Source organism: Microbulbifer sp. GL-2 (assembly GCF_007183175.1).
In the GTDB taxonomy this organism is placed as follows: domain Bacteria; phylum Pseudomonadota; class Gammaproteobacteria; order Pseudomonadales; family Cellvibrionaceae; genus Microbulbifer.
On the sequence record NZ_AP019807.1, the window covers coordinates 4,395,047 to 4,422,038 of the forward strand.

At 47.4% G+C, this 26,992-nt stretch carries 27 protein-coding genes; 3 read left to right on the forward strand and 24 right to left on the reverse strand.

Annotation, left to right across the window (positions count from 1 at the left end; genetic code table 11):
• Positions 1-57: 57 nt before the first annotated feature.
• The 10 genes from GL2_RS18975 to GL2_RS19020 form a co-directional block, all read right to left on the reverse strand.
• The gene (locus GL2_RS18975) at positions 58-441 is read right to left on the reverse strand and encodes a hypothetical protein (RefSeq protein WP_143732297.1); all 384 of its coding nucleotides are present in this window, start codon (positions 439-441) and stop codon (positions 58-60) included.
• A gap of 38 nt (positions 442-479) precedes the next feature.
• On the reverse strand, positions 480-1,715 hold the full coding sequence (locus GL2_RS18980) for a N4-gp56 family major capsid protein (protein ID WP_143732298.1): 1,236 nt from the start codon (positions 1,713-1,715) through the stop codon (positions 480-482).
• A 13-nt stretch (positions 1,716-1,728) separates the two neighbouring features.
• Positions 1,729-2,844 (reverse strand): hypothetical protein, encoded by a 1,116-nt coding sequence (locus GL2_RS18985; protein ID WP_143732299.1) that lies wholly within the window; start codon positions 2,842-2,844, stop codon positions 1,729-1,731.
• A gap of 129 nt (positions 2,845-2,973) precedes the next feature.
• The gene (locus tag GL2_RS18990; protein WP_143732300.1) at positions 2,974-5,064 is read right to left on the reverse strand and encodes a portal protein; all 2,091 of its coding nucleotides are present in this window, start codon (positions 5,062-5,064) and stop codon (positions 2,974-2,976) included.
• Complete coding sequence (locus tag GL2_RS18995; RefSeq protein WP_197736480.1) at positions 5,064-6,635, reverse strand: hypothetical protein; 1,572 nt, start codon at positions 6,633-6,635, stop codon at positions 5,064-5,066. Before GL2_RS18995 ends, GL2_RS18990 begins: the two co-directional genes overlap by 1 nt.
• The gene (locus GL2_RS19000) at positions 6,635-7,177 is read right to left on the reverse strand and encodes a terminase small subunit (protein ID WP_143732301.1); all 543 of its coding nucleotides are present in this window, start codon (positions 7,175-7,177) and stop codon (positions 6,635-6,637) included. The genes GL2_RS18995 and GL2_RS19000 overlap by 1 nt, the downstream gene beginning before the upstream one ends.
• On the reverse strand, positions 7,155-7,370 hold the full coding sequence (locus GL2_RS19005; protein ID WP_143732302.1) for a holin: 216 nt from the start codon (positions 7,368-7,370) through the stop codon (positions 7,155-7,157). Before GL2_RS19005 ends, GL2_RS19000 begins: the two co-directional genes overlap by 23 nt.
• The gene (locus GL2_RS19010) at positions 7,370-7,825 is read right to left on the reverse strand and encodes a 3TM-type holin (protein WP_143732303.1); all 456 of its coding nucleotides are present in this window, start codon (positions 7,823-7,825) and stop codon (positions 7,370-7,372) included. Before GL2_RS19010 ends, GL2_RS19005 begins: the two co-directional genes overlap by 1 nt.
• Positions 7,825-8,202, reverse strand: coding sequence for a D-Ala-D-Ala carboxypeptidase family metallohydrolase (locus GL2_RS19015; RefSeq protein ID WP_143732304.1), 378 nt, complete (start codon positions 8,200-8,202; stop codon positions 7,825-7,827). Before GL2_RS19015 ends, GL2_RS19010 begins: the two co-directional genes overlap by 1 nt.
• Before the next feature lie 81 nt (positions 8,203-8,283).
• A complete protein-coding gene (locus GL2_RS19020; protein WP_143732305.1) occupies positions 8,284-9,036 on the reverse strand; it encodes a hypothetical protein in 753 nt (250 codons plus the stop codon).
• Between the two features lie 713 nt (positions 9,037-9,749).
• On the opposite strand from GL2_RS19020, the gene GL2_RS19025 reads away from it, so the two are divergent.
• Positions 9,750-10,001 (forward strand): hexameric tyrosine-coordinated heme protein, encoded by a 252-nt coding sequence (locus GL2_RS19025; RefSeq protein ID WP_143732306.1) that lies wholly within the window; start codon positions 9,750-9,752, stop codon positions 9,999-10,001.
• Positions 10,002-10,150: 149 nt separating this feature from the next.
• Here GL2_RS19025 and GL2_RS22230 read toward each other — a convergent pair whose 3' ends face one another.
• The 7 genes from GL2_RS22230 to GL2_RS19060 all read right to left on the reverse strand — a co-directional run bounded on the left by GL2_RS22230 (position 10,151) and on the right by GL2_RS19060 (position 13,569).
• Positions 10,151-10,372: a GDCCVxC domain-containing (seleno)protein gene (locus GL2_RS22230; RefSeq protein WP_143732307.1), complete on the reverse strand. Its 222-nt coding sequence runs from the start codon at positions 10,370-10,372 to the stop codon at positions 10,151-10,153.
• 42 nt (positions 10,373-10,414) lie between these two features.
• Positions 10,415-10,843, reverse strand: a complete 429-nt coding sequence (locus tag GL2_RS19035; protein ID WP_143732308.1) for a hypothetical protein — start codon at positions 10,841-10,843, stop codon at positions 10,415-10,417.
• Between the two features lie 428 nt (positions 10,844-11,271).
• Positions 11,272-12,159, reverse strand: coding sequence for an IS3 family transposase (locus GL2_RS19040; protein WP_143732309.1), 888 nt, complete (start codon positions 12,157-12,159; stop codon positions 11,272-11,274).
• Positions 12,111-12,464: a transposase gene (locus GL2_RS19045; protein ID WP_143732310.1), complete on the reverse strand. Its 354-nt coding sequence runs from the start codon at positions 12,462-12,464 to the stop codon at positions 12,111-12,113. Before GL2_RS19045 ends, GL2_RS19040 begins: the two co-directional genes overlap by 49 nt.
• 96 nt (positions 12,465-12,560) lie before the next feature.
• Entirely contained in the window at positions 12,561-12,896 is a 336-nt protein-coding gene (locus GL2_RS19050; protein WP_143732311.1) for a hypothetical protein, read from the reverse strand.
• Between the two features lie 142 nt (positions 12,897-13,038).
• On the reverse strand, positions 13,039-13,269 hold the full coding sequence (locus GL2_RS19055) for a hypothetical protein (protein ID WP_143732312.1): 231 nt from the start codon (positions 13,267-13,269) through the stop codon (positions 13,039-13,041).
• A 102-nt stretch (positions 13,270-13,371) separates the two neighbouring features.
• Positions 13,372-13,569 (reverse strand): hypothetical protein, encoded by a 198-nt coding sequence (locus GL2_RS19060; protein ID WP_143732313.1) that lies wholly within the window; start codon positions 13,567-13,569, stop codon positions 13,372-13,374.
• A gap of 639 nt (positions 13,570-14,208) precedes the next feature.
• Between GL2_RS19060 and GL2_RS19065 the strand changes: the two genes are divergently transcribed.
• A complete protein-coding gene (locus tag GL2_RS19065; protein ID WP_143728875.1) occupies positions 14,209-15,150 on the forward strand; it encodes an IS110 family transposase in 942 nt (313 codons plus the stop codon).
• A 28-nt stretch (positions 15,151-15,178) separates the two neighbouring features.
• Here GL2_RS19065 and GL2_RS19070 read toward each other — a convergent pair whose 3' ends face one another.
• Positions 15,179-15,649, reverse strand: a complete 471-nt coding sequence (locus GL2_RS19070; protein WP_143732314.1) for a GNAT family N-acetyltransferase — start codon at positions 15,647-15,649, stop codon at positions 15,179-15,181.
• A 1,841-nt stretch (positions 15,650-17,490) separates the two neighbouring features.
• Between GL2_RS19070 and GL2_RS19075 the strand changes: the two genes are divergently transcribed.
• On the forward strand, positions 17,491-18,042 hold the full coding sequence (locus GL2_RS19075) for a hypothetical protein (protein WP_143732315.1): 552 nt from the start codon (positions 17,491-17,493) through the stop codon (positions 18,040-18,042).
• A gap of 75 nt (positions 18,043-18,117) precedes the next feature.
• Here the strand turns inward: GL2_RS19075 and GL2_RS19080 are convergent, their stop codons facing one another.
• From GL2_RS19080 to GL2_RS19105, 6 genes are all read right to left on the reverse strand, one after another.
• Entirely contained in the window at positions 18,118-19,056 is a 939-nt protein-coding gene (locus GL2_RS19080) for an SDR family oxidoreductase (RefSeq protein WP_143732316.1), read from the reverse strand.
• Between the two features lie 156 nt (positions 19,057-19,212).
• Positions 19,213-19,581, reverse strand: a complete 369-nt coding sequence (locus GL2_RS19085; RefSeq protein ID WP_143732317.1) for a hypothetical protein — start codon at positions 19,579-19,581, stop codon at positions 19,213-19,215.
• Positions 19,582-20,175: 594 nt separating this feature from the next.
• On the reverse strand, positions 20,176-20,499 hold the full coding sequence (locus tag GL2_RS19090) for a hypothetical protein (RefSeq protein WP_143732318.1): 324 nt from the start codon (positions 20,497-20,499) through the stop codon (positions 20,176-20,178).
• A 75-nt stretch (positions 20,500-20,574) separates the two neighbouring features.
• On the reverse strand, positions 20,575-24,270 hold the full coding sequence (locus tag GL2_RS19095; RefSeq protein ID WP_143732319.1) for an efflux RND transporter permease subunit: 3,696 nt from the start codon (positions 24,268-24,270) through the stop codon (positions 20,575-20,577).
• A 13-nt stretch (positions 24,271-24,283) separates the two neighbouring features.
• Positions 24,284-25,390, reverse strand: coding sequence for an efflux RND transporter periplasmic adaptor subunit (locus tag GL2_RS19100; RefSeq protein WP_143732320.1), 1,107 nt, complete (start codon positions 25,388-25,390; stop codon positions 24,284-24,286).
• Positions 25,391-25,392: 2 nt separating this feature from the next.
• Positions 25,393-26,715: a TolC family protein gene (locus GL2_RS19105; protein ID WP_143732321.1), complete on the reverse strand. Its 1,323-nt coding sequence runs from the start codon at positions 26,713-26,715 to the stop codon at positions 25,393-25,395.
• Positions 26,716-26,992: the final 277 nt, after the last annotated feature.

Here is a 26,992-nt window from a genome sequence, read left to right on the forward strand (position 1 = left end):
GAACTTAACTATCAAAATAATATTTCAACCGTCAATCCAGCCTAAAATAGGAGCCGCTCATGCCCCGACATAGACATACTCGACAATACACTCCACATCCCCGGTAGCACTGCCTCCCGCCAGGGTAAGCTGTAACGCTGTGGGTTCAGGTAGGAGTATTGATTTACCGCTGTAGGACTCGGCACCGGCGGAGGCCGTGGAGGTTGCCGGCAGTACTTGCGTACCATCTGAATCACTAACCGCACTCACTTCAACAGTTGTCGATGAGCCAAGGGCGTCATTCACCATACGCAGCCCAATGATTTTGGTCATCGCCGGCAGCTTGATAATAGAGCCAATGGTGCCTGCAGGATCACCTTCGTAAATAGCTTTCCCTGTAGCCACGCAAAGATTCCCATACTCACCATTTTGCTGAATCGTATTGATATTTGGGGTTTTCATCTGGATTTCTCCGAGAATTTAACTGGAAGGTAGGCCTTTTAGTTACCACTCACGGCCGTATCGTGCACCATCACACCATGGTCATTTACTCGGCCATTAGTGCCCTTGAAGCGGATCTTGGCTTTACCATTCATCCAGGCAATAGAGTGTTCCACCACATTTTCATGATCGGTCTTCTCTTCGTGCATGGAGAAGTGCATACCGCCTTTGGCTTTCTTGCCACTACGGCCGTAGGCATTAGCTAAAGCCTGACCACCTAGCAAGATTGAGCGGTCAATAGTGGTATTAGCCGTTTGGATAGCTGTGGCTGCACCAGCGCTGTTGGTGCAAACCTTCACACTGGTACCGGCAATAAAGCGCACTGGCCTCTTCATCTTGCGGATCAGAATGCCATTCCACATCGCACACTCCCCCAGGAATACGGGGTGCCGATAACCTGCCGCACGGTTGTGCGCGTTTGCCAATAGAGCACGCCAATCATTGCCACTGGTAGAAGTCCAGAAGTCATGCCATTGGCGCGGCGACACAAACAGAACATAGAAAGGCGCATCCTCTGCTTGAGGATCACCCTCAAACTTCACCGGCTGAAGTGGGAATGGCATTTCATCAAGGATCAACCGCATATTGTCCACGCTCGAAAGAGTGAACGTATCAGCGCTATCGATATTCTCGAGCGCAGTAGCATCACCCCCATAGGTGTGGCGGTCATAAGTTGGCGGCGTCAGCCAGTTAATGCAGATCTCATTAAACTCTTCATCATTTTCCAGCGGCACAATCCAGTCAGAATCGTTGTGTACTCCACGAGCACCAGCCAGGTGAATCAACACCAGCTGATCTTCAAGAGTGTTGTAGTAAGGCCCGAGCAGAGTACGCGCCAGCTGCTTAAGGTCATGCGCAGTGCGCTGCTGGCTCATTTTACCGCCGGAGTCCACCATGGTCCGGCCTTGATCGATCAGCAGATTAAACTGGCTGGATGTCAAGCTTGCGCCCTTACCAGCCAACTTCTTATCACCCATTACGGGTTTCTGACGCAGCTGGTGGTAAAGATCCACGGTAACTTCATCACCGGCCTCCTTGGAAAGGTCAGTAATGCGAACAATAGGCGCACCAGGATTGGTTTGCTTCTTGCCATCGATCTTTTTCTTATCGGCTTTCTTCGGTGCGGGCCCAGTCAGAACATTGGTAAAGGAATTGCGGCGTGTAGCCTCCATAAAGAGTGCCGCGTTGAAGATACGGTTGCGCGCAGCGCTACCCGCCGGAATAGACGTAGACATAATTGTTTACCGGTTATTCCCCGAGTTCAGCCATCAGCTCCTCTATCTGGTCCTGGGACATATTGGCCAGGGCCGATTCCAACTGGGATTCGGACATCTCGGCAAATGTATCGGCACGGGACTTTTGAGCGGTAGGGGCTTGGCCTAAATCGGAGAGTGATTGAGGGTGTTGTTGTTTACTGGCTTCCTCGACTTTTTCCTTGGCCTTATCAGCAAGCTCTTTATCTTCTGCTTCAGAGCCCAATGCAGGAATGTCGGGGATACCAAATGCAGCCTGAGTGCGCTTCACAACCTCATTGAAACGATCTTCGAAGGATGCATTTTTAAACGTGGGATCTTGTCTGAGTTGGTTGTCGACGATAGTGGCCATATCCCATTTGTCGGGATCATTTTCCCTCCAGTCGGATAGGCTCGGGTTATTGGCAATGGCAGTTTCAACCTGCTGCTGGAGCACATCAGGCTCTGACTCGGACTCTTTTGTCTGAGAACCCGGCTCTTCCTGCCCCTTACTAATGGCATCTTGCAACTGTTTATTCTGCAACGCCAGGGCACGCACCACTTCACCGATATCGCCGTATTCGCCCAGCGCTTCGAGCGTGGCATCGTCAATATCAGCCTGCTTCAGTACCTCTCCAGGTGTAAGGTTATTGTCCTGCAGCTGCTGTTTCAGTTGGTCATTCAACGTCTGCAGCTGGTCCAACTCTGCCTTGGTACCGGTGAGATCCTGCTCCAATTCTGTGGTGCAATTTTGCAGAGAGTTCGCTCGGTCCCGCGCTGCCTGCAGCACTTCATAAGGGATCTTGTGCTTGCCATCCCGACTCTCTACAAACTGCATACCCTCATCAGATTTGTCAGGTTCATTCTGCTGGTCGGCATCGGGCGGGGTGCCGTCGTTATCGCCCTGTTTTCCAGCATCATGCTCTCCAGGTTTTTTATCGCCATCAACTTCGAGCGGAGTAATTTCCTCCTTCTTAACCTCTTCCTCCTTTGACTCCTCTTTGGGCTCATCATCAAAACCTAGCAGCTCCTCGATAGCGTCTTCATCACCACCTTCAAGAATCTCCTCGATTTCCTCTGAAGACTTACCCAAATCATCGAGATCGACATCATTCAACTCAAACTTACTCATCTTCCACCTTTACCAGTTGTCGCATGGTTGCGAGGTTTGCTGCCGTCTATCGCTCAGGCGTGCGAATGCATAAAAAAACCCGCACAAGGCGGGTTCTTCATATCCAGTTGGCCACTGCCGGCCAATACGTTATCCAGTCTCTCCATACTTCTGCTGGAATCGAAATTGCGAGCGCTTCAGAGCGACATCGGCGATGATGCTCTTCATCTCGGCAATCAATTTTTCAGTTTGCATATCCAGGTGGCGCAATTCGGATTCGGACATATTGGCCTTGCCCTCTTCCCCAACGGCCTGGGCTTCCAACTTGCGCGCTTCTGCAGAGAGTTTGGCCACCTTTTGCTGGGCCTCAGCCAAGCCCAACTGTTTCATTGCCTGTTCAAACTGCTGTTCCTGCTCCATCCTCGCGCGCTGCTCGGGTGTCATATCATCGGGATCGAGACCGCGCCCAGTGGCTTCACGAATACGCTTCACGATTTCATCGCGCTTGGGTAAATCCGTACTCTCGACAATTAAGTCGAGCATCACCATCTGCAGCTCTGGTGGCAGACTACTGGCAAGCTCCATCATCCGCTGGGAAACCTGAGCGCGATAACTCGGCGTGCTGGTGATATCGCCCAAAACAACTTGCAGCTTGGCTTTAGTAACCAGGTTGGAGTGCGGCTGACCAGAACCTTCACTGCCATTCAGCACAATGATTTTGGTTTTGTCTGGAGTGCCCACATTGCGCGCTACCTCATAGTCCTGGCGGTGACTGAGATCATTAATTACATGGGCCATCAGCATCTCACCCACCTGCTGCCGAGCGAAGCGATAGTTATCAGTGAGCTCCGCCAGTGTTGTACTGCCCTGCTGCTCTACCAGTGAATCTATGGCAACGCCTGACTTGGCTCCGCTCTCCTGGCCCAGAAAAGCCGAATAGACTCCAGCAGTCTCCTGAATAATCTGCTGTGCCTCCTGCATAATGGAAAACTGCTGGGCGGCAACATGGGTCTCCTGTTCAATACGGAATGCATTCTTGTCTTTGTTGCGGCGGTTAGGATTTAGGTTAACCACACCATCGGCGCGGTAAAACTCATCGAGCATATCTTCATCGGACAGATCCCCGGCGAGTGCATCCTCATCCTTGATGACCATCACTTTGTTTAAAAGAAAGGTCAGCTTTTGTCGACGCACATTCACCTCATTCTGTGCCGGCATCATGCGACGCCCTAATCCATAGGGCACACTGGTATTGTCCTCACGAAAACCCCAGAAAGGCACATAGGGAAAGTTGTTATGTGGATGCGGACTGGGTACATCCACCAGTCGATGAGGGCCGATAAAATAAGCCAAGCGCATCTTGGGAAATGCCATATTGCGCACCTGCACCTTACCGCTGGTGAGTAATGCCTGATGCATTCGGTTACGCGGTTGCACTTCCATTACATGGCCGTCCCGGGTAAATATCACCGGTCGCTGAACATAGTGGCGGTAATAAACCTCATAGATCAGTGCACGCTCCCGATCACTGTCCCACCAATCCTGTAAAAACATATCGGTAGAAGTGTAATCCGAGTAAGCACCCAGTAAATCATCCCTCTGCATCAGCTGGTATTCAGTATCAAATCCATCCCAGCCCTGGCAGGCAAACTCAATCAGGTTTTTGTAACCGGGGAATGCAAAAACCACCTGATCTTTATCCGCCCAACGCCTGCGCAACAACCATCGCGCATTGGAGAGATCCGGTTCCGCATGCCAGTCCCAAAAGATCTCATTGCGATGCACACGCTTGCAGCGATAGGGATAGGCGAAGGGGTCGCTATTGCGGGATATCTCCACCCAGTCGAGGCCGCACTTCACCTGCCCGGCAAAGGCATCGGCACAGGCCTTATCTGCCCGTGTCATCCTTGCCGCTTCATTGAGCTTTTCGTTAATAGCTGCAGCCACTTCAACACTGTCGTCATCGTCAGGGCGTACTACCCAATCCGCACGGGTACGCGCCTCTAGACCAAGAACTCCATCAATCGCCGGCGCCATCAAGTTGTGAATCAGAATCGGCTGGCCGCGGGATTCCAGCACCTTGCGCATTTCAGGAGTAATCTGATTGCTATCGTAGTAAGCGCAGGCGCGGTCCGCTTCACTGCGCCATTCCGGCTGAACCCGCACATCATCAAGGAATCGCTCCAGTTTTTTCAACGCGAGGCCATCGTGGCTTTCCGCATAGTCAATTCCAAAGGACATTACATAGCCCTCCAGTTGCGCGGTGGCCGACGCCTTCCACGCTTGCCTCTCGGTTTTTCAGGCGCAGCCACAGGGATAGCCAGTGTTAAAGCCAGCGCTTCCGCTTCATCCGGAGAGCGCACTTCACGTTTTCTCATCTGCTCTTTGGTTTCCAGCACCAGCTGTTGCTTTACGTTGTAGGTGTACTGCGGGGCGATCAGGTCTGCATGCAAACTGTTTACATCGGGAATAGAAACGGGTCCATTCAACCAATCTGCTGTGTTGTCCCACATCTCAGCGCGCAGATTAAAATACTTCTCCGGATCACTGGCCGCAGTACCCGCATTAATACCAATTACCGGGTAACCCATATCTTCCAGGGCATCAACAGTGCCTGCGCCCAGGCCTACTTCATCAACAAAGATGGCTTCCACAGGACTACCCTCTCCCGCACAGACATCGCACTCATTAGCAATCTTCGCGGCAAGTTGCGTGGTGCTGGTTTTTTGCAAACTTTTCAGGCCCCAGGCTTTGTTGCCTTTCCGATGAATCCAGCTGGCTCGATCACCGCCGTAGCGTGCTGGATCAACCCCAACGATATGAGCGCCGTAATGACTGACAGAGTTTTCAACTCTCCTGCGTGCAGAAGCAACATGCGCCGTATTGATTAGCGTGTCTTGTCCCGACTGCTGGAAAGCATCCGCTGCGCAAAACGGATATTCCTGCAGGAAAAGCCATCCCCACTCGCCAACATCTCCACCGAGCTGAATATTTTTCTGATGCGCCCAGTAGATCTGGTCTCTGTCCAGATTGTAGGTCTTAGCCGTTTCCAGCTCTGTATCACTGGACTTCCAATTAATAGGCGCTGTCTTGCGGTATTCCGGTTGCCAATACCAGGGTAGAAAGATCGCAATAAATTCCGATTCGCCGGACTCGGCTTTTTGCCACAGCTCATGAAAGTAGCCACCAATACCATTGGCAGTACTTTCAAATACGATCTCACTGTTCTCACCTTCCGGTACCGCCTGTAGTACACCAGCTGCATGGGTTTCAGCATGAGGCCAGAAAGCGACTTCAGAACCATGAAAGTAATGAATTGTGCTGGAGCGACAAGCACCTTTGCTGCCGGCGGTAGCCACCTTGTAGCCGCTGTCGTTCTGTGCGAAGTGCAGTTCCTTGGTGCTTGCGCTGGTCGTTATTGGCTTTAGCAGAGGGTGCAGGTTGTCGTGGTACCTGAACACCATATCGAACAGGTTATCTGTTGCCTGTTGTAAGTGAGTCAGGATGAAAGCCTTTACCGCCTTACGAAACCGGGTCTTCCAGTAGTAGCGGCCTTCGACATAAGTGCTGATCCCCTGCTGGCGCCCTTTCAGGATCAGGGCTCGGACCATGCCCAATTCAAACAGCTGATCTTCGAGACGGCTATGCACATAGCGTTGTGCGCGGTTGAGCTTTAGCGGTTCTAATGCACCGCGCTTGGTGGCGATCTTGAGTTGTTTTAAAGCAAAGAAGGCAAAGTCTTGAACACAGTTCTGCAGTAACCCCCGAACCGACTCCACTTCATCCGGGGAAATTTCAGCCTCAAGATCCACTACTCAACCAGCTCGTCAATCAGCGATTGCAGAGTAACTTTTACTTCTCTGTGTTCGCTAAAGGCCTGGACGTTCACATGCTTACCCAGAAGCTCCAGGTTCTTCGTTTTATCCGGCCACTTGATCTTCTTGAGTACGCCAATCATCTGCCTATCATCGCCGCGTCCTTCCCAGAATTCGGCAAGATCCATTCCTCCCAAGTATTGCCGCCAGACTTTTGGCCACTCACTGATAGCTTTAAGCGAGCCGTCATCCTCGATAATGTCCAGCACATCCATCTGGTCGATTTCAACCAGGCGATTCAATACATAATCCGCATTAATCTGAGTGCGTTTTGAGCGGGCTTTCTGCGCTTTATCGATATATACAGCTACCTCAGGTTTTCTCAGGAGTTTTGCCGCCTCTACTTCTGCACTGCGCTGAGCTGCTTTGGGGTAGGCTAACTTATAAGCCTTAGTTGCATTTAGATCTTTATCAACCAGATAGGCATCTGCGAAGACCTGCCACTTATCAGTAAGATTATTGTGATTGCGTCTGGTCATTCTGTTGCTCTTTCATAAGCTTGTGCCGTTGGTGTGAGTAATACCAATTCACCGCCAAACCCAGTGCAGCTATCACTACGCCTATAAGACCAAGCCAGTTATCAGAGAGCCAGCCGGCAAATGTGCCAGCACCTACCACTATGATGTAACTAGCCTTATCCGGTAGTTCCCTCATCGCATCGTTCAGTGCCATTAGAGATTGTCCGTCTGGGTACCTCGGTTTTTATCGTATGAGCGCATAGCACCTATACCGAGCATGGCCGTTATCATTGAGAACAGTGCACCAGTTTCTAGCACTGGCGGTGGAGTCACCCCTGTAAGTATTGAGCCCTTAGCGCTGTAGATAGCCCAGACCCAACAGAGCAATGGATATAAAACAAACTGATAAGCGAGAGCCAAGCCCCCAACCCAGCCAATCCAGGGACGCCAGCCAGCAACGAATATGCTTTTGTGTCTCGCCTCAGCTTCGTTAACCTTCAACTGGCCCAGGAGTAATTGAACCCGAGCATCAAGTTCTGCCAAGTCACCCTTCTGTCTCAGTTCTTCCAGCTTCCGCACTTCCTCAGCACGTTTAACCGGGTCAGGCCATATACGTTCAATGGCCATCTTCCCGGCATCAAAAATTGCCGTTAGTGGGTCAAAAGCCATTAGTAGCTCCAGATTGTGGGGCGGGTGCGCTCGCTGAGTATTGGTTCAAGGTCATCCAAGTGAAGGAACCGGCTTTTAAACTGTCCCTTCTGCTTTACACCTATACCGGTGAAGCCCTCCTCTTGGGCGATTTGAATTAACCGGTAAGCTCGACCCAAGGCCACTTGAACATCAACAGCCTGCCCGGTGGCATGGGTCATAGTGGCGTTTAGCCTAGCGTTATGAACTAGGCAGCGGTAACCGGAATTGATAATCATTGGCTTGGCAAAGCGCTTCCTGACTCTTATCAGGCGCTTTAGCGTTTCTTCTTTAAAATAATTTTTGCCACAACAACGACAGGCCAATTCCGACTCAGTGAAATAGTCGTTTTGGAACATGGGGCCTCAGGGGTTTTCAGACACAAAAAAGCCCGCATTGAGCGGGCCTTGAGATTATAGGGATATTTAACTAGCCAAAGATTATTGCGGCCCTCCAAGCGCTGAGTAGGCGCTCTCTACAATCTTGCCATATTTTTCTCCGAGAGACATTCCAGTAAAAGTTTCCGCCACAAATTCAAGAGCATTCGTGGTCGCATATTGGCTAACATCAAAAGATGCATTTATCCATCCACAAGAGTTGTAAGCTTGAGCTGTCGATTCTCTCTTCAAGTCCCAAAAGATTTCAGGATGAAAATGTTCATGCAATGCATGCCCCATTTCATGGATCACAACCGCTTTTATCATCGAAGATTCTTTAGGGTTTTTGAAAAGCTGCCGAGAAGTAACATCATACATATAGTCCGCAATACCACGAGCACGCCCCACTCCAGCGGTAACTCCACCTTTAACTGATACACTTGGAGGTTTTTTACTTGGTTTAGCTGCCGACATATGATTCTTTATTCTTGACCCTAGAAAAATAGTAATATTCTCACCGTTCATGAAGGCAATATTTTTTACCATTTTATGATCACTAAGATATATTATGATCTTTTTATTAAGACCTTTATGAAAGCCAAATGAAGAAAGTATCTTAAAGGCATCACTGATAGCTGATATATACTGATTCTTTGACCCTGAAACATTCCCTGTTTTTATGATTACAGAAAAACCATGGAGGTTTTTAATTTCTGAAAGAACAGACACTCCCCCCTCATATACAAAGTGCCTTTGCTTTACAATTTCAGTAAACTCATATTCTCGCCCATTTCTAATATCAGATAACCCTGCCATATTCACCACGTTCTATTTTTATTATCTAAATATACATCTCGGCAACACACATATTCAGCGTTCATACCGTGACCCACCATTCAATAACTATACATTTAAATTGGCGACACTCAGATTGTCATTTGGTGACACATCGACCGTGAAAAATGCTTTCTCAGTTCCCAACTTAGAAAGCACTGATGCCGGGGCAGACCTGAAGGAGGCTCTACTGTAGTGCCCTCCAGGCGCAAAGCCCCTAGAGTGAATGACTAAGATATTCCAGATTAGATTTAGTCCACTTTCGCTACCATTTAGCTATAGAGGCAAGTTCAGACATAGAAACTAAGGCATCATTTTTTCAGATGGATTTATGGCATAAAAAAACCGGCTTGGGGGCCGGCTTAAGAAAGGATGGTCGCTGCATGAAAACCAGAGCAGCTATGGGCACAGTAATCCCTAGCCACAAGTACTATCAATACATACAGACTGTATACATATACAACAATTTACTTATGCGACAATTCAAGAATCTGACACACAAAAACCCAACAGTGGGGCTCAGGAATGATTTGGATCACACCTGAGGAGTGGGGCCTGACGCAATCTTAGTCCTAAAAAGATCGCAATATACAAGTTAAGTACAAATCAACGGAAAGATAAAATATTCTCTAAGTACCACTTCCCCTGCTACTCTTTTGGCGAAAACCCATATGTATCCAGTTAAGGAGCACATAATGAATCAATTGCCAAAAGAAGAGTTAACTATGATACCTGGCGGGAGTTTAATCACCGCTACCCCAGAAGAGGGAAGATCCTTAGCGATGATGATTGCTCGCCATACGATCCATAACATCCAATCAGACCTTGATAAGCTTGTAGCCGGTCGTGAAAAATATGCAACTGATCCAGATAGTTTAATAGCTGCAAGCCAGGTTGTAGCAATTGAATTTCAAACCATTGCAGCAGCTAACAACTACTGGAAGTGATGATACAGCTTGCCGTCCTCAGGTGGGCTTTGGGGCGTTTCGCTAGAAATCTGCATATTTATCCCAGCATGGAGTTTTTATACAATTCTGACACAGAGAAAGTCAAGGGTTTCCAATTGATTGGTTTTTGGGGTTTTTGCTAAGGGCCTCTAGGAAGAACAACAAGACTTCCCATCCTGCTGAACTGGCGGGCATGGAGCCGTTCCGTAAGAGCAAAATACACAGCAATCGCCCTTCTTAGGGCTTAGTAACTCACCACATTTTTTACATTCATAAAACCACTGGCAAGCATCTATAGGCATAGTTTCCGTGTGTTTGGAACCACACTTTGGACAGGTAATCGTAGACGTTCTATTTATAGCTATCGCCATTGCTTAATTGCCTTTTCCTGGAAACTTATATTTAGAATTCTACTACCCAGCACCTAACTCACAGTCTATGGGCCTTTTTCTGCCCTGTTTAAGCCCAACCAAACCTCTGTATCTAGCCCTGAGCTGGTCAGCCTTAGGGTTTCTTCTATTTATGGAGCGCTCTCGTCTTGCAAACTCTAGCAATATGATATCTTTTTCCTTCATAGATATGCGCTTTCCTGGTCTAGCCTGAAATCTTCGATTCCAGAAGTAAGCCTCAGCACCAAACTTATCTATGAACAGCTTCCTGATTACAGGACCATATATCTCTCTATCTTTGGGGCCCGTTCTATCCGCAATAAAGACATCACGAACAAATGCACCAGCTGAGTATTGTTTTCGTGACGAAATTGCCTCCCAAAAAGGAGAGGATAGGCAAAATCCATAATCAACACATAGATCTCCAAGCAAGTCCTGGAGACTTTCATACATATAGTTTCTTTTCATTAAAGCTATAGTCGCGCCAGCGACATGATACTTAGCGAGAACTCCTACTATGCTTAAGTATCCACTATAAATCAACGATGGAGCTACACCCGCAAGACTCCAATACCGAGGAATCTATTTGAGAGCAGAAATGAAAAAGCCCGTATTAAACGGGCTTCAGAGAGCTTCGCTAGGAAGCTGCATATTTATCCCAGCATGGGGTTTTTATACAGTTCTGACACAGAGAAAGTCAAGGGTTTTGGTTCTCTATGGAATTTCACCCTAGCCTATCTCCTAACGTGTCTTTTTACTGCTACAACTACGTGCCACACAAGAATAGCAAAAGCAATATAGAAAATTAAACTGATAAACTCCATACCTTCCTTAAGAAACGAAGCCTCCCCCCTTAAAGTAGACGCCACCTTATATTCATCTTATGCGGCCATTCTTTCATATTCATCTGGGCTTTTGAACCCAAGTGAACCATGTCTTCTTTTAAAGTTATAGTACCTATCAAGATACCAAGCTAAGTTAGCTCTTAGCTCCTCAACGGACTCAAAATTAAATCCTTTAAAACTCTCAGTTTTCAGTGTTTGAAAAAATGATTCTACATACACATTATCATTCATAAATCCTGGACGATTCATGCTCGGCTCAATACCCAGTTCTTTGAGTCGGTTTTGGTATGCATAAGCACCGTACTCAGACCCTCGGTCGCTGTGAAATATTAGATCTGATTCTATATTTCTGCGACGGACGGCTTTATTTAGCGCTGACAGTGTTAGTTCAACAGTTCGAGTATCCGATAGCTCCCAACCCAACACTTTCCGGGAGTAAAGATCAATAATCACTGCTAAATATTGCCATTGCCCATTGATCTTCAGATAAGTTACATCACCAGCCCATTGAGAGTCTGGCTTACTCGGCATACCATGCTCTCTTTGTAAATTTTCAACCTTAATGCAAGGATTTCCAGGCAAAGGGCGTCGACGATAGATCCTTCCAGCTTTCCCCACGATTCCAGCCTCTCTCATAAGGCGTTCAACGCGTTTGTGATTTATTCGTTCACCCTTAGCTTTCAGTTCTGCGCTAATTCTTGGACTTCCATAATTACCATCATGCTGCGTATAGATAGCTTCGATACACCCTAGAATTCGCCTATTTTCTATGTCACTAGTGCTCTCATCGCGGTTGAGCCACTTATAAAACCCTTGGGGTGAAACATTCAAGTATCTACATAAGTACCTGACACCAAAGTCTGATCGATTAAGAGCTATGAACGAGAATCTTTCGGCTTTGGATCTTTCAGGTACATTTCCCACTTTTTTAGGAAATCATTCTCCTTTTGCAATTTCTCGACCTGCTTTTTTAGACGTCTTATCTCTTTATCATCGGTTTGAGACCAATTTTTCGTTGTTTTTGTCATACTTATTCTACGGCTGGGCTTCTCGACCAGCTTGCCTTCTCTACTTTCCTGTCGCCATCTATACACCATTATTGGATGCAAACCAATAATGTTGGCGATAGTAGTCGTATCTACTTTCAGTTGATTAGTGAGAGCTACCACTCTAACTTTGAACTCTGTTGAATATTCAACAACTCGCTCTTCACTCAGTATTTTCGGCATTTTTTCCTACCCTATTCAAAAGGTAGGCGTCTACTCAATGGGGGAAGGTTTCAATGTAGGTCCAGCCAGCTATGCTGGCGAACGTGCTTTGCTTTGTTAGGCACCGGGGAATGACTCGCTAGCTGCCGACAGGAGCACTGCCCAGAGCTTGCTACGCAGATCGTCTAATGGCAGTGATTGTGAATAAACCACGAAGATTTCTCGATCCGCGTGCTCAGCACCGGATACGCCATCAATTGCGGAAAACCTTTCTTCTAGTCCATCAAATGACTCAGAGCCAAGATAATATTCAAGACCTTCATAAACAGAAAGGATGTAGACACCTTCTTCTCCTGCACTCTGCAAATTAAAGTGCAAGCTTTCTATAGAGGGTGGGTGACCGATTTCAGATCGGATGTCCAGATCTGCACCCTCGGGTATTGACTCTGCCATAACTGTACTCGACACAAAAAACAATATTAAGATTAATACTTCTTTCACGCTTTATTCTGACTAACGCCTTTGTAACGGGCCGCGTTGTGGCGAAGTCACGCTTTTAGCGGTCCAGCCCGAAGGGCGATCGTTGACAAACTTGTTATGTGTTTTTGATACTAAGCTGCGCATTAACACTACCATCCATAACTTTTTGAATAGCCTCTTCCCACTCTTTCTGAACTGCTGGGTCAGCTGATCCACCATCGCTAAGTAGTGACATGCTACCGAGTAAGCCGCCAACATCGTCAGACTTTGTTGCTTGGTAGTACTCATCTAGAAATGCGTACATCGCCAAGAAAGCCTGTTCTTTTGTTAGTTTAGAATCGCTCATTTTATCTCTGACACATAACGCCCGCATTTGCGGCTGGTTTGGAGCGCAGCGGAAAACCAGTCCGACAACATGCGCTTGTTAAATGGCCACCAAATCTCAGTGTCATGATGGAACCCATTTATTGCTTTCGTATTCATAGGCCCACCAATCAGCTTTGTGTGCTCCCATCTCTTTTAATATTTCAATTCGAAGATAGCTTTCAGCGGGCATATATTTCTTTGCCGCCTCCTTAGCGTCTTCGAATGTCGAATGGTTGGTGATTATTTCACCTGCGTAAAGCCTATAACAATCTTCAATCATGTTTGCTATTTAACGCCCAGCGCAGGCGCAGTCAGCGCGGAGCGCAATTTGTGTTATTGTTTGAGCGCCAGAGAGTAACACAAAAGGTGCGTAGCGTTGGCTGTCGCTCTGCCGCTGCTTGTTATGTGTTGGATACATTAACTACTTTACGACCTCACACTCTTTACTGTCATACATGAACTTACCGCCACTATCTAAGCACTTATCTATTTTTAACTGAAGCATGATGGCCGGCACGCCCACAGCAAGTACGAGCAGAAGAAGAACAATTGAAACGGGTATGAACCAACTTTTCATACGACCTATTGAAAATCCATATTTCTGTTGAATATACAAGCTTGTGCTAACGGTGACACATAACGCCAAGCTCACCCGCGGAGGCGCGATAGCGCCGGAGTCGGGTGCCGCGTCTTGTATGGTTGTTCTTGTCCGATTCTGATGTTGAAAACCCTTTTCGCTAACGGGTAAATTGAGACCCACCTTCGGCGGCCACCGAAGGCCTTGTTTATCACAGTTCGCTGCAGCGCCGGTTCGTAAAAGACCGATAACAAGTATGAACGTGATAAGCACTCACTAGGCATAACTCGAATAGTCATGTGGGCCTCGAGCCCGAATAGCAAGGCGGAGATAGCTTATCTTATGGAACCTCAAGAGATCAATGTCGGTATCGATACTAGCAGCAAACAGCTCGATATCTTTGTGAGACCAACTGGCCAATTCTTTAGTGTTACCAATGATAAGGATGGTATTAAGGACGCCATTAAACAACTACAACCCCTTAAACCCAAAAGAGTACTTATCGAGTCCACAGGAAGGCTTGAACTGGAGTTTGTCTGTGCTGCCCACAAAGCAGGATTGCCGATAGTTGTTTGCAATCCTTCGCAGGTAAGAAACTTTGCAAAGTCAGCGGGGCGACTCGCCAAAACTGACAAGCTGGATGCTGTCGACATTGCTCACTTTGGGGAGGCAATGAAGCCGAGGCTATCGTCGATAAAACCTGAAAAATTGAGAAATATCAGTGACTTACTGGCTGTAAGAAGCCAGTGCTTGGAGATGGGCACCATGCAAAAGAACCGCCTTAAGCGAATGCCTAAATCTGTACACAAACCTATTCAAGCCATATTGAAAGCCATTAAAAAAGAGTTAGAAGTAATCGACAAGCAGCTGGATAAACTCGTTAGCAGTATTGCCGAGTGGCGACAAAAACGTGACCTATTGTTAAGTGCTAAAGGGGTCGGGAATGTGTTGGCCTACACCCTGATGAGCGAACTACCGGAATTGGGAAAACTGAACCGAAAAGAGATTGCTGCACTCGTTGGTATCGCCCCAATGAACCGAGATAGCGGCAGCTTCCAGGGTAAGAGATATATTCGAGGCGGAAGACATCGCGTACGCACAGTTCTGTTTGTTTCCATCATGTCGGCCATCCAGTGCCATCCTAAATTAAAGCCAATGTATAAACGCTTAGTCGACGCTGGCAAGCCTAAGAAAGTGGCCCTCATTGCATGTATGAGAAAGCAACTTACCATTCTGAATACGATGGTAAAAAACAACACATACTGGGATGAAAATATGGCTTAAAAGCTTGACGAAGAACCATAGTCACTTGTTATGCATTTGTACCGTGCACCATAATTGTGGTTTTTACCGAGTTATGCTCTGAATTATGCAGGACCTTAAAGTCATGCTTTAGGTATAAGTCGATATTGTGATCTTCGCACTGCAGATATAATGATTTTATACCGAGCTCGGATGCATGTGATTTAGCTTTTGAAATTAGGGATGAAGCGTAACCTTTGCCTCTATGGCTTGGAGAGACATAAATCCCGCCAATCCAATGCTCGTATTCAGGATGATTAACGTTTTCTCTGAGCTTTAATTCTGCAACTCCCGCCAACTCCTTATCTTCATGAACAAGGAGTATTAACGGAATCTCCATTCTGCTTTTAGATTTTTCTAGTACTTTTTGATGAACCATATCAACGGTTACGCCTGGAACTGTATAAGCCCACTCATCAAAATACCACTGAGCAATTTTTAAAGACTCATTTGGCATATCTGCTAAGAATGAAATTTCCATATTAAACTCAAATCTCTAGCTTGGTGCATAACGCCCAGCGCAGGCGCAGTCAGCGCGGAGCGCAATTTGTGTTATTGTTTGAGCGCCAGAGAGTAACACAAAAGGTGCGTAGCGTTGGCTGTCGCTCTGCCGCTGCTTGTTATGTGTTGGATACATTAACTACTTTACGACCTCACACTCTTTACTGTCATACATGAACTTACCGCCACTATCTAAGCACTTATCTATTTTTAACTGAAGCATGATGGCCGGCACGCCCACAGCAAGTACGAGCAGAAGAAGAACAATTGAAACGGGTATGAACCAACTTTTCATACGACCTATTGAAAATCCATATTTCTGTTGAATATACAAGCTTGTGCTAACGGTGACACATAACGCCCATAGCAACGGCGGCTGGAACGGAGCAAAGCGTAGTGTAAGCCGTCCAGCCCGCGTTTTTCGCGGGCGATGTTGCCTATGTTTGTTAAGTGTTTGGCACTTATGCCGTTTGTATTGCCCATAAATATGCCAACCCTAGGGAAATCATACTAACCAAAGATACCTTTAGTAGCTGCTTTTTATGCCTGGCAGCTACGTAGGTAATTAATCCCAGATTACCGACTACGAGATACGGTATGACCAAACCGAAATAGTAGAGCATTGGGAAAAGCCCTATTAACACTGCTACAAATGAAAAAATCACAAGCAGTGCTAGCACCAACGGTAAAAGCCACATTTTCTCGATAACTTTGCTCATTCTTGATTAGACACTTAACAGTTTATTAAAGAGCCAGTGGCTCTTTATCACCTTGGCCACTATTTCTGACGTAGCCATTTCAAGCTATGTAAATAAGCTTTTATTTACAGTAGGTTATAAATTTTCGTTCAAATATCAACCAGAGATAGTAGGCCATCGGCTCAAGTCACCTAGTTCAACCTCCCGCTCTTGAACACATTTTACCCATAATTAAATCAATAAGTTAGGGGGGACTTTCTGTGGATGTAAGCCATCGCTCTATAATTCGGGCTTTCGCACCGGTGATACGCCCACTCAGCTACTGAAACAGCAGCCAATATTACCCACTTGGTATAGCCATCGCCGCAATAGAACGATGCACAACCAAGCGATTGGCCACTTCGACAATACAGTCAGATACGAAGCATGTAGACATCTGCCTCCAGGCCCGCCACCCTCTCTTTGCCGTTGCCCCCAATAACCCAGAAAACTCTCTGGGCCATAACTGTCAGAGCCCAAACATCCGGTCACCTCAGCAACATGCCTGAGGACTCTGGGTGTTAAGCTTAAAACTGACACTTTAGCATCTCTGCCTGGGCCTTAAATGGTTTGACGACAATCTCCCAACACCATAAAAATGTATTTTTATTTATAAATTTCCACCAGCTCGACTTCCTGACACTCTAAACCACACCAGTCGAAGTAAATAAAACTTTAACTGTTTTACGTCTCGATATTTTTACCCCGATCATTTCCTTCGTAACCAAAAATTCTGTTTCGGGTAGACCCGGCCTGGCAGCCCATGGCATCAAACATTCTAAATTTACTTTCCCCGTCAAAATGAAAATTCAGGATTTTTCTGCATATAATACGTAAATCAGAATCTACATTGTCTGATAGTATTTATTAGTGGTTAGTAGCTTTATCTTGTCATCTCCACAGCCGACCACCAACCTACGAACAATCATAGTAGGTAGCATATTATCGAACCAACACCACCGCACAAACTTTGAGCAACCCCTTTGCTTCATCAGGAGGCAACTAGGGCTATCAAATCCTGCACACGACGTAAAATATGAGATACTCCTCCTTTATAAAATCTCTATCTCATCAGGGAAGGACTATGACCAAACATGCAATCATTCTGACGGCTCTGCTACTGGCAGGATGTAGTTCGACGACAAGCCTTACACAGAAAAGCTCAGCAGAAGTTCGACAAGGGGTAACGGCGCAAAGTAGCGTGGAGAATCTTGGAGTTAAGTACAGTGGCCCCCCGATGCAAGCCACTACCGACGGTTCAGATCACAATTTGTTCTACTACGAGCTCCGAGCCTTTGAACCCCAAGCCGGTGGCCCTATTAGCTACCAGCTTATCATTGATATCAGCTATCGGGAGAGTTGGCGCAACTACGCATCTGCATCGTTTGGCAGTGGTCGTCAAGTCGAAATAATCCAGCTTGAGAAAAACATCCTTAACTGCCCAAGTGTCACTACCTGTATGCTTGAAGAAACCCTAGAAGTTCCCCTGGAAGAAGAACAAATTGTCAAGGCACTCAAACAGCGTAATGCTCTCAGGGTAAAACTCAAGGCAAAATCAGGGCACCGGTCTGTTGTAGAAGTTCCACCTTCCTACCTGATGGGATTTTATGCGGCGATTGTCAATCGGCAAGGATAAGTAAAATACGCCGCGGTAGTAATTCTGATCCGCGGCCCTTTCATACCTCTGTTTTAATAAGGCAACGACAGGGCACTAATTTAACTGGCTAGTCTGCGCAGTCTTCACTAACCCTTCGTCTACTGTTACTGGCGGCCTCCAGCCCAATAGTTCTTTGTTCTTTGTAATATCCACCTGAAGGGAGCCGCATAGCCGCTGGGCCAATGCCCCCCTTCCCAACAGGGAAAGCCCCAACACCAACAGAGACTTTGGGAAAGGCACCAGCAGGGCGCGACATCCCAAGGCTTTAGATAACCGATTTAATAGTTCGGGGATGGACATATCCATGTCATCGGAAACCAGGAAAATCTGGTCTGCTGCTCCAGGGTGGTTAATACAAGCCAAGATTAAATCGATTAAATTATACACGGAAACCAGACTACGCTGGTTATCTATAGAGCCCAGAGGTAGTGGAATACCTTTCTTGAGCCATGACATCATGGATTGGAAGTTCGCTCTTACCCCAGGACCATAAATCAGCGGTGGGCGAATGATTACTACTTCCATGCCAGTCTCCTGGGCCAAAGCTAAAAGATTGTCTTCTGCTTCTTTCTTGGAAATACTGTAGGGGTCGGAAGGGTGGCACTCTTCATCTGCGCTAAATGGTGCGCGGCCATCTGTAGATTCACCATTAACCTTGATGGAGCTCAAATAAATAAATCGTTTGACCCCTGCTGAGGCAGCCTCCCTGGCAAGCTTTAGGGTACCGTCTACATTGACCTTACGAAATTCATACAGTGGATTGTCCGCATTTTCACTCATGACATGCACTCGGGCGGCCGTGTGAATCACAACATCAGTATTCTCCAAGGCTCCACACCAATCGGTATCAGCACTCAAACTGTCTATCCGGAATCCGCCCTTTCCTGCCTGACGGTACACGGGAATAACGGTATAACCTTTATTCCTCAAAGTAGGCAGCAAAACTTTTCCCACAAAGCCGCTGGCACCCGTAAGTAATATATGTTTTTTCACCCAAACGCTCGCATCAAAGAGTACTCAACAGCTAGTTTACCTTTGTGCCGGGGGGAGTCACTGAGGAAATACTCAAGGTAAGAGTTCTGGCGTAGCCCTTAACTTTTGGGGACGTGAACCTAAAGTCTGCCTTAGAGTCAAATCTGTCAGCGACTCTCAACTGTCATCGAGCCGATCCAGTTCACAGCTTCGCTGCCTGTCTTTCTCCGCATTCTTCAGTCGGGCCCTTACATTTTTTAGAGCCCTCTCATGAGGTGCTGCAGTTTCCAGGGTACCCCAACGCTCCTCCCAAGCCTCTCGGGCACGTAAGCAGGATACAGCCTGATGGTAACGCCACTCCGCTTTATGACATGGTGGCAGGTCCCTGGGCAATTTACGATCACAGATATGATGGTAACGCTTGTGGGCCATTTTTGCTTTGAAACCATGTTCAATCACGGCATCGAAGTGCCTGATTGCCGGCCTTCCTTTACTGCGGTATTCAGAGATATCCAATAAGATAGTTCTGAAATGAATAGCTTCCATAAATTCTCCCACCGTATTTTGATAACCGCTCTCATCAACATGGTTTGTGGATAGAACAGTAAACTTTTTTACAGTCGGAATGGGCATTTTAACCAGAAGGTCTTCTATAGGGGCTATCAGGGTTGCTCTTCTCTGCGGGTATTCATCCTTATTGAATAAAGCATTGGAATTGCTGGTAGGGATAAATAGCAGAGCTGTAAACAGAGTGAGAAATTTAAGCCCGGCTAACAGGGGTCGCAGTATGACTGCGCCAGAATAGAGATTGGAAACTCCCAAACCCGAGGGTAAAAAGATCAAGTTACTGGATCTCAGTATACGCCGACCAGCCCGCACAACAAGCCCTCCAAAGTCATCCGTTTTAGAGTTCCAAGCGATTATTATAGCGTTGCAAATACCAGCTCCAAAATCGCTGACTGAAACCCTGCCTTTGCTACTCACTCTCTTTCAGGCACTAATGACTTTATGGACAGCTTGGCATTCACCTTGTCAGGAAGCTTAATGACACTAGCGGGAAATAGGCAATACACACTTGAGAGAGGTAGTTAGCGCCCAGGCTGGGCCCGAGCGCATTTTGGGCAGGCAGTTGGCTGGATACTACATATGTTTTTGCAATTCCTTGTAATTCAACACTGGTGTTACCCAGATTTCAGCCCCCAATACTGAGAAAAATTTTTCATTGTAAGCCATCAAATGATCCTGGCGCTTCTCTTCAAAAATAAATATGCCTGCTCGTTTTCCATCCTCTATAAAGAAGAATGACGCTTCTGGATTGGCTGAAGCGACAAAGTCGCTGAAAACTGAAGACATGGATTTATCGGCTATGGATTTGTTACCTGATTTTACCGGTACCAGGATTTTCATGAGCAGGCGCATCTGACTACCTCGCGTTATTGTGTAGGAGTAACTGCGTCCAAACATAGCCACTGCTGGGCACGTCAAGCGGTAATTAACGTCATTTCCCAACAATTATGCCTCTCATTTTAATAGTAAGGATTAAGCCGTCACTGGGCTCTCACCATTTCCCTGTTTAGTCCCACGTTCCTCCCAACGAATCCACTTCAGATCCACCACCATCGTGGTATAGATCACTGGTACCAACAGCAACGTGCCGCAGGTTGCCAGGATCAGGCCGCCAATCTGGGCAAAGCATAGTGGCTGCCAGAGAGGGCCACCATGGATAGCCAACGGCACCAGAGCAAAGGTTGTGGCGGAGATAGTGATCAGGATGGGCCGCAAACGCATGATACCAGCATCCAGCAGCGCCTCACGGAAGGAGTCACCAGCGGCATGGCGGACCTCGATAAAGTCGAACAATACAATGATATGACTGACGATCACCCCCACCAAGCTGACAATCCCCAAAAAGGCCATAAAACCAAACGGCTGACCGGTAACATAAAGTGCAAGCAATGCACCCACCATACCGAGTGGCACTGTGGCAAAAACCACCAGCGGCTTGATCAAATTGTTAAACTGGAATACCAGGGCCAAGAAAATTGCACTGGAAGAAACACCCAGGATCATTAGCAATTGCAAAAATCCATGTTTCGCATTGGCTGCATCCCCCGATACTTGCAATTGATAGCCACTGGGCAGTGTCTTTTCCAGTTCCGCCAGCTGTTCTTCCACATCCCCCATAATGTCGGAGGAGATAAACCCCGAAAAAGGAAAAGCAAACACCTTGATCGTGCGGAATTTTTCCAAGCGATAAATTCTACTGGTCTGAAACTTAATACTGGTTGTAGCCACCTGCTCCAATGGCACTCGAACCTCAGAATCTGAGGAAAACACATAGAAGTTGTTAATATCTTGTAGTTGGCCCCGTTGGTCTAGGCGCAGCCGGACAACAATGGGAATTTCCTTATCCCCCTCGCGCAGGGTGGCCACTTCTGTTCCATCTATACCTGTAGAAGAAGCGAGAGCAATATCCGCATTGGTGACACCCGACATTGCGGCCCGGTCTTCCAGTACATTCATAAGCAGAGTCAGGCTCTCCCCACCCCAGTCCTCCCGGACCGTACGTGCATAGCTGGACTGCTGCACTATGTCTTTCACTTTTTGTGCAATTCCACGGAGGATTTGAATGTCTTTTATCTCCTCCTCTGAACCTGTTGTTACCCTTCCCGACACTCGAATGGCAAACGGGTAGGTAACAGGGGTAGTTTGTAGCTGACGTACATCCAGATGTGCACCCGGGATATTATCTGTTAGTGCCCGCTGAATAATCGGGACCAAAATAGGCGTCATGTCTTTATCACTGAGCCTTATAATAATCTGACCATAATTGGGTTGCCGCTGTTGGGGGTTAACGGTATACCAGAACCTTGGCGCCCCTCCGCCTACCGTGGTACTTAATGCTTCAAGAATTGGAGCTTTTACCCCATTTTCTTTTCGGTACTTGGAAATAGTATCCCTAATAATCTTTTCAGCATGCTGTGCAACATAGTCGGTAGCATCAATATTGGCATCATTTTGCAGCCAAATATCTACATAGGATAGATATTGAACATCATCGGGAAAAAAGGCATTCTTTAATTGACTCTTTAAGGCGAAGCCCAGCACCAAAATTACCGATGTACCTAATAAGACAAACTTACGGTGATCAATAGCCCAACTTGTCAACCGGTAATAATGGCCGGTTAATCCCTTTTTACGCCTCACCTCCATACTGGGCTCTTTCTGTTTTGGAGGACGTAATATCAGGTTACCGATAAATGGTAGGAAGGTCATGGACACGATGCGAGAGGCTATCAAAGCGCTCGCCATCACAACAGGCAGGCTATGTAGAAAGTCACCTTGATTACCTGTGAGCAGTAAAAATGGGAGATAGGCAACTACATTGGTCAATGTCGCAAAAAATATAGCCTTTGCCAGCAGGGTAGGACCTAACCAGGCAGCAATAAATGAGGGTTTGCCAGCTGCCATTTGCCGCTTGATCGCATCCCCTGCCACTACTGGATCATCAACCAGTAATCCAAGAGCAATAATCAATGCAGCAATAGATACTTGCTGGATATCCACGCCCATAAAATGAATAAAACCAAATGTCATCGCCAAAGTGATAGGAATCGATATCATCAGCAACACAGCAGACCGCCAATCAGAAAATCCGATAAAGGCAACTATCACTACCAGAATAACCGCTTCAACCAAGGCCTCAATAAAGAGCCCAACACTCTCCCTGACCTGTCTTGGTTGATCAGAAACACGTTGAATAATAAGGTCAGGTGGGAGATCAACTCGTACTTGAGCAAGCACTTTGTCCAACGCCTTGCCAAGTTCCCCTATCTGCTCACCCTCAAGCATTTGTACCGACAGATTGATGCTGCGATGTCGCTGCCACTGCCCATCTTTATCCTTGTCGATGAAGTAATTAAGTAATGTGGGAGGAGATTGATACCCCAGGCTTACATCAAGAATATCCCTCAGATAGACTGGGGAGCCCTCCTTACTCAAGGCAACAGGGACGTCACCAATTTCCTCATAATTAGTGAAATCACCACTTGGCATAATGGCAACATCCATATTCTCCACAGTAAGTGTACCGCCGGGTATTGTGGTATTGCGTGCATTCAGTATTGGGGCGATCATATCTGGGCGCACACCATAAGAGGCTAACCGCTCTTGCGAGTAGATTAGATTAACTTGCTGGTGTAAAACGCCAGAACGCAGCACGCGCTTGACTTGTGGGATGTTGCGAATGGTCGCAGCAATCAGTTCTGAAAAATTATCCAGTTGCCGGTAGCTATATTTTGCACCAGCAACCGAGGCCAGTCGCTCCCGGGTATTAGCGAGATTGCGAACAATAAAGGGGTTCCAGGCATCGGGAAAAAACTTTTGCCCGCTCAGTCGTTGATTAGAGAAAATTTCCCTCCCTACTGTCAGCTGCTCATCAGTTTTATCTGAGGTGAAATCTACACCGACATAACCAGGCCCTTGCAGTATTTTAAAGTCGGTACCATACCCCTCAGACTCCATCCAGCTCGAGAATACCCGGAGCGATGCAACAGCATTAATTCCCTCTACCGAAAGTGGTAATGGCGCCACAATACTGACCCTTTGCCCAAACTGCCGTTGCTGGTGCTCTGTTTCCTCACGATTATTCTCTGCACGAATATCTAAGAGAGCTTTACGAATAGCCTCCGCTCTGAGGCTGATTTCGGTGGCTTCTGCACGGGGGCTGGCGACAGCGAGTAATACGGCAGCGGTATCTCCAAATTCAGTATTCAACTGAGTAGATTCTGAGCCTGCTGGTAAATAATTCTGCGCATCAAGCAGTTTCAGGTTGAGATCATTAAATGCTTTGGTGACATCGGTATGTGGGGCTAGTTGAGCCTGCACCATAGAGATGCCATTTAGCGTCAGGGACTTTAACCCGAAGGAGCGTGCATCCGGCTGATATAGATATTCACTTTGCGCAATGGCATCCTCCACCTGCTTGGTAACCAGCTCCTCCACTTTAATGGCACTCTGTCCAGGCCACTTGGTCGTTGCCATTGCAATTCGAACCGGGATATCCGGATCTTTGCTCTTTGGCATCATAAAATAAGCAAATACCCCCCACAGCATAACCCCCACAAGTAGGGCCCATGATATGGAGGCGTTGTCGACAAAAAAGCGTGCAGTATTAAAACGGTGCTCGCTTTCTGTCTCCAGAATCTCCTCTCGGGATTGATCGTCCTTGTTCACAATTTATAACCCTTTAAGGCACTATCCTTACCGCCCGGCCTTCTTCAAGTTGTGCAGCTCCGTTACAAACAACCCTCTCCCCCACGGTCAATCCTTGTGAAATAACAATGCTGTTGCCCAGTACCGGACCGGGAGTCACCCTGCGCAACCTCGCCCTGAGTACCTCATGGTCCAACTCAATAACATATACGGCAAAACCCTCTCCACCATTTGGGTGCATAATCAAGCTGGAAAGTGGAACGACAACGCGGTTAGAAGGAATGCTCAGCTTATCCAAAGCCAAAGACATGATCATGCCGGTTTTCAATTCAGCATTGGGATTCAGCACTGTTACAGTAATGGCAAATACCCGTGTACGCGTCTCGGCCATTGGTGAAACTTCCGTCACCCGACCAGTAAATACTTTCTCAGGGAGAGACTGGGTACGCATACTTACTACGCTGCCCAGCTTCGCATACATGAGCATCACATCCGGCACGGTAAAAACTACTTTTACCCGAGAGGTATCCGCCACAACAAAACCAATGGAGTCCGAGTGGACCAGGCTGCCTACCTCTATTTTGCGTTCCAAAATAACGCCGCTCAGGGGTGAACGCAGTACAGTATCGTGTAACTCCTCCTTAGCCCTGTCGAGGTGCGCCTTGGACCCGACAACCGCCGCCTGGGATACTTCATATTCCTTCCGTGCAGCATCGTAGTCGGGGGCCGTTATACTGGCAGTGGCAAATAGTGCAGACGCGCGCTTGTAGTCGAGATCTGCCTTACGCCTCGCCGCCTCCGCTTTACTCACATTCGCTGCAGCTTCCACAACCTTGTCCCGGTATTGCTCATCGTTGACTTCAGCGAGTGTTTCCCCTTCTGTCACATAATCGCCTGGCTGGAGAATTCGTATATCTCCCAGAGCCTTGCGCGTTGGAATAATCTCTATATACCCCTCCGTTCGAAAAGAGACATCCACCTGTGTATAGGGGTTGACCACAGCAGAATACGGGTAGCCCTCCGCTCCCCGCTCGGTTTCCGCCGTATTTACCTGTACAGGCATAGGCTGTTTAGCTGGTGGCTGCTTGTCACAACAGACCAGGGCCAAGGGCAGTAAACAGGCAAAAACCAGGCGCACCACCACTAAACTTCCCCCACCGCCTTTTCATAATCCGCCAATGCGCCCCAGACCGAGAGAACGGCACCGTTATAATCGCTGTTGGCCCTATCAAGTTGGGTCTCTGCCTCAAGGACATCGGTAAGAAGCGCCGTCTGTTCACGGTAGCGATTGATCATCACTCGCACCTTTTCCCGGTAAGCCGCCTGCAAGTCACGTGCAACACCAACTGATTCCTGTGCGGTATCCAGTTTGCGCAAACTTTTACGCACCTCTATTTCTATTTTGTTGCGAACCTCTTCCATTTTCACTTCAGCACCCGCGATTTTGCTCGCGCGGCTGGATAGCTCATCACGCTTACGCCCCCAATCGAAAAATTCCCAGCGCATATCCAGGGAAATAAAAGCCTCGGCATCTGGAATCAAATTAACGTCATAGAGTTTGAGATAGCGAAAGTGGATATCTATATCGGGTATATATTCAGATTTCTTAACGTCATAGCTGTATTCCGCTTTTTCAATAGCTAACTGTGACTCCAGAAAGTCAGCGCGCTGTTCAAAAGCCAACTGAAGGGATTTACTGGTATCAAAGACAACCTGATGGGGGATAGGGAGGTGCTCAACACTGAATGGTGTTTCCACATCCCTCCCGAGCAGGGCATTCAAACGCTCCTTACCAGTGATCATCTCATCAATGCGCCGCTGACGCTCCAATTGACGCTGTGCAAGCCTGGCGCGCACATCCAGTAACTCGTACTCTAAAGCCACCTGTTGGTCGACATAATTTTTAACCAGATCACTCAGGGAACTAAGAAAAAGTATGGACTCATCAATGGCCTGTAGATCCCCCAGAATTCTCCCGATCTGGAAGTACTGCAGCTTTACCAAATACGCCACATCCTGCTGAGTCCAGCGCACCTTTTGTACCGCCATATCGGTGGTTACATATCCTTCACAAATTTCCAAAGCAATGGTGTATAGCCGGGTTAGAGGCTGACGAAAGCCCACAGAGAACAACTTTGTTGTTCCCTCCTCACTGGTAATTTCTACATCGGTTGGCGGGATGGGACCGATTTCAGAATCTGGGACCAAACTTCCCTGGTTAAATGTGTAGTTTTGCTGGGTGAGGTTTCGCTCAATCGCAGCATCCATTTCCAGGCGCGGATAGCGGCGGGTTTTGAGGGCTTTCACCATGTCACCAGCCTCATCAACTTCCAGCTCCGCACCCTGCACACGCAAATTGGTCCTTATTGCTGTCTGTACGGCTTCATTTAAAGGAAGCACGGGCTCGGGGGCAGAGCTCCAGGCAGCGCCGAAGAATATCCATATTACCAACCCGCCCTTGAACAACGATCACCTCTATTCCGGCAACGGCACAAACCTGGTCAATGCGCAAATAATTAAGATCAAATAAGTATATGTGCTGCTAGCACTGCACTTAGCTACTGAGCCCATACCCACGCCAACCTGTTTCAGGGCCTCAATATTTCTTTTTGTAATTAAAGCTCACTGTTTCATTAACCTGAGCTTATCCGGCCTTTCTTATTGCTGGTTCCATTATTTACTCACTGCCTTACCTGTGTACTGTCAATTAGCCACTTCAGGGCCTTTTTCACCACTCGCGCGC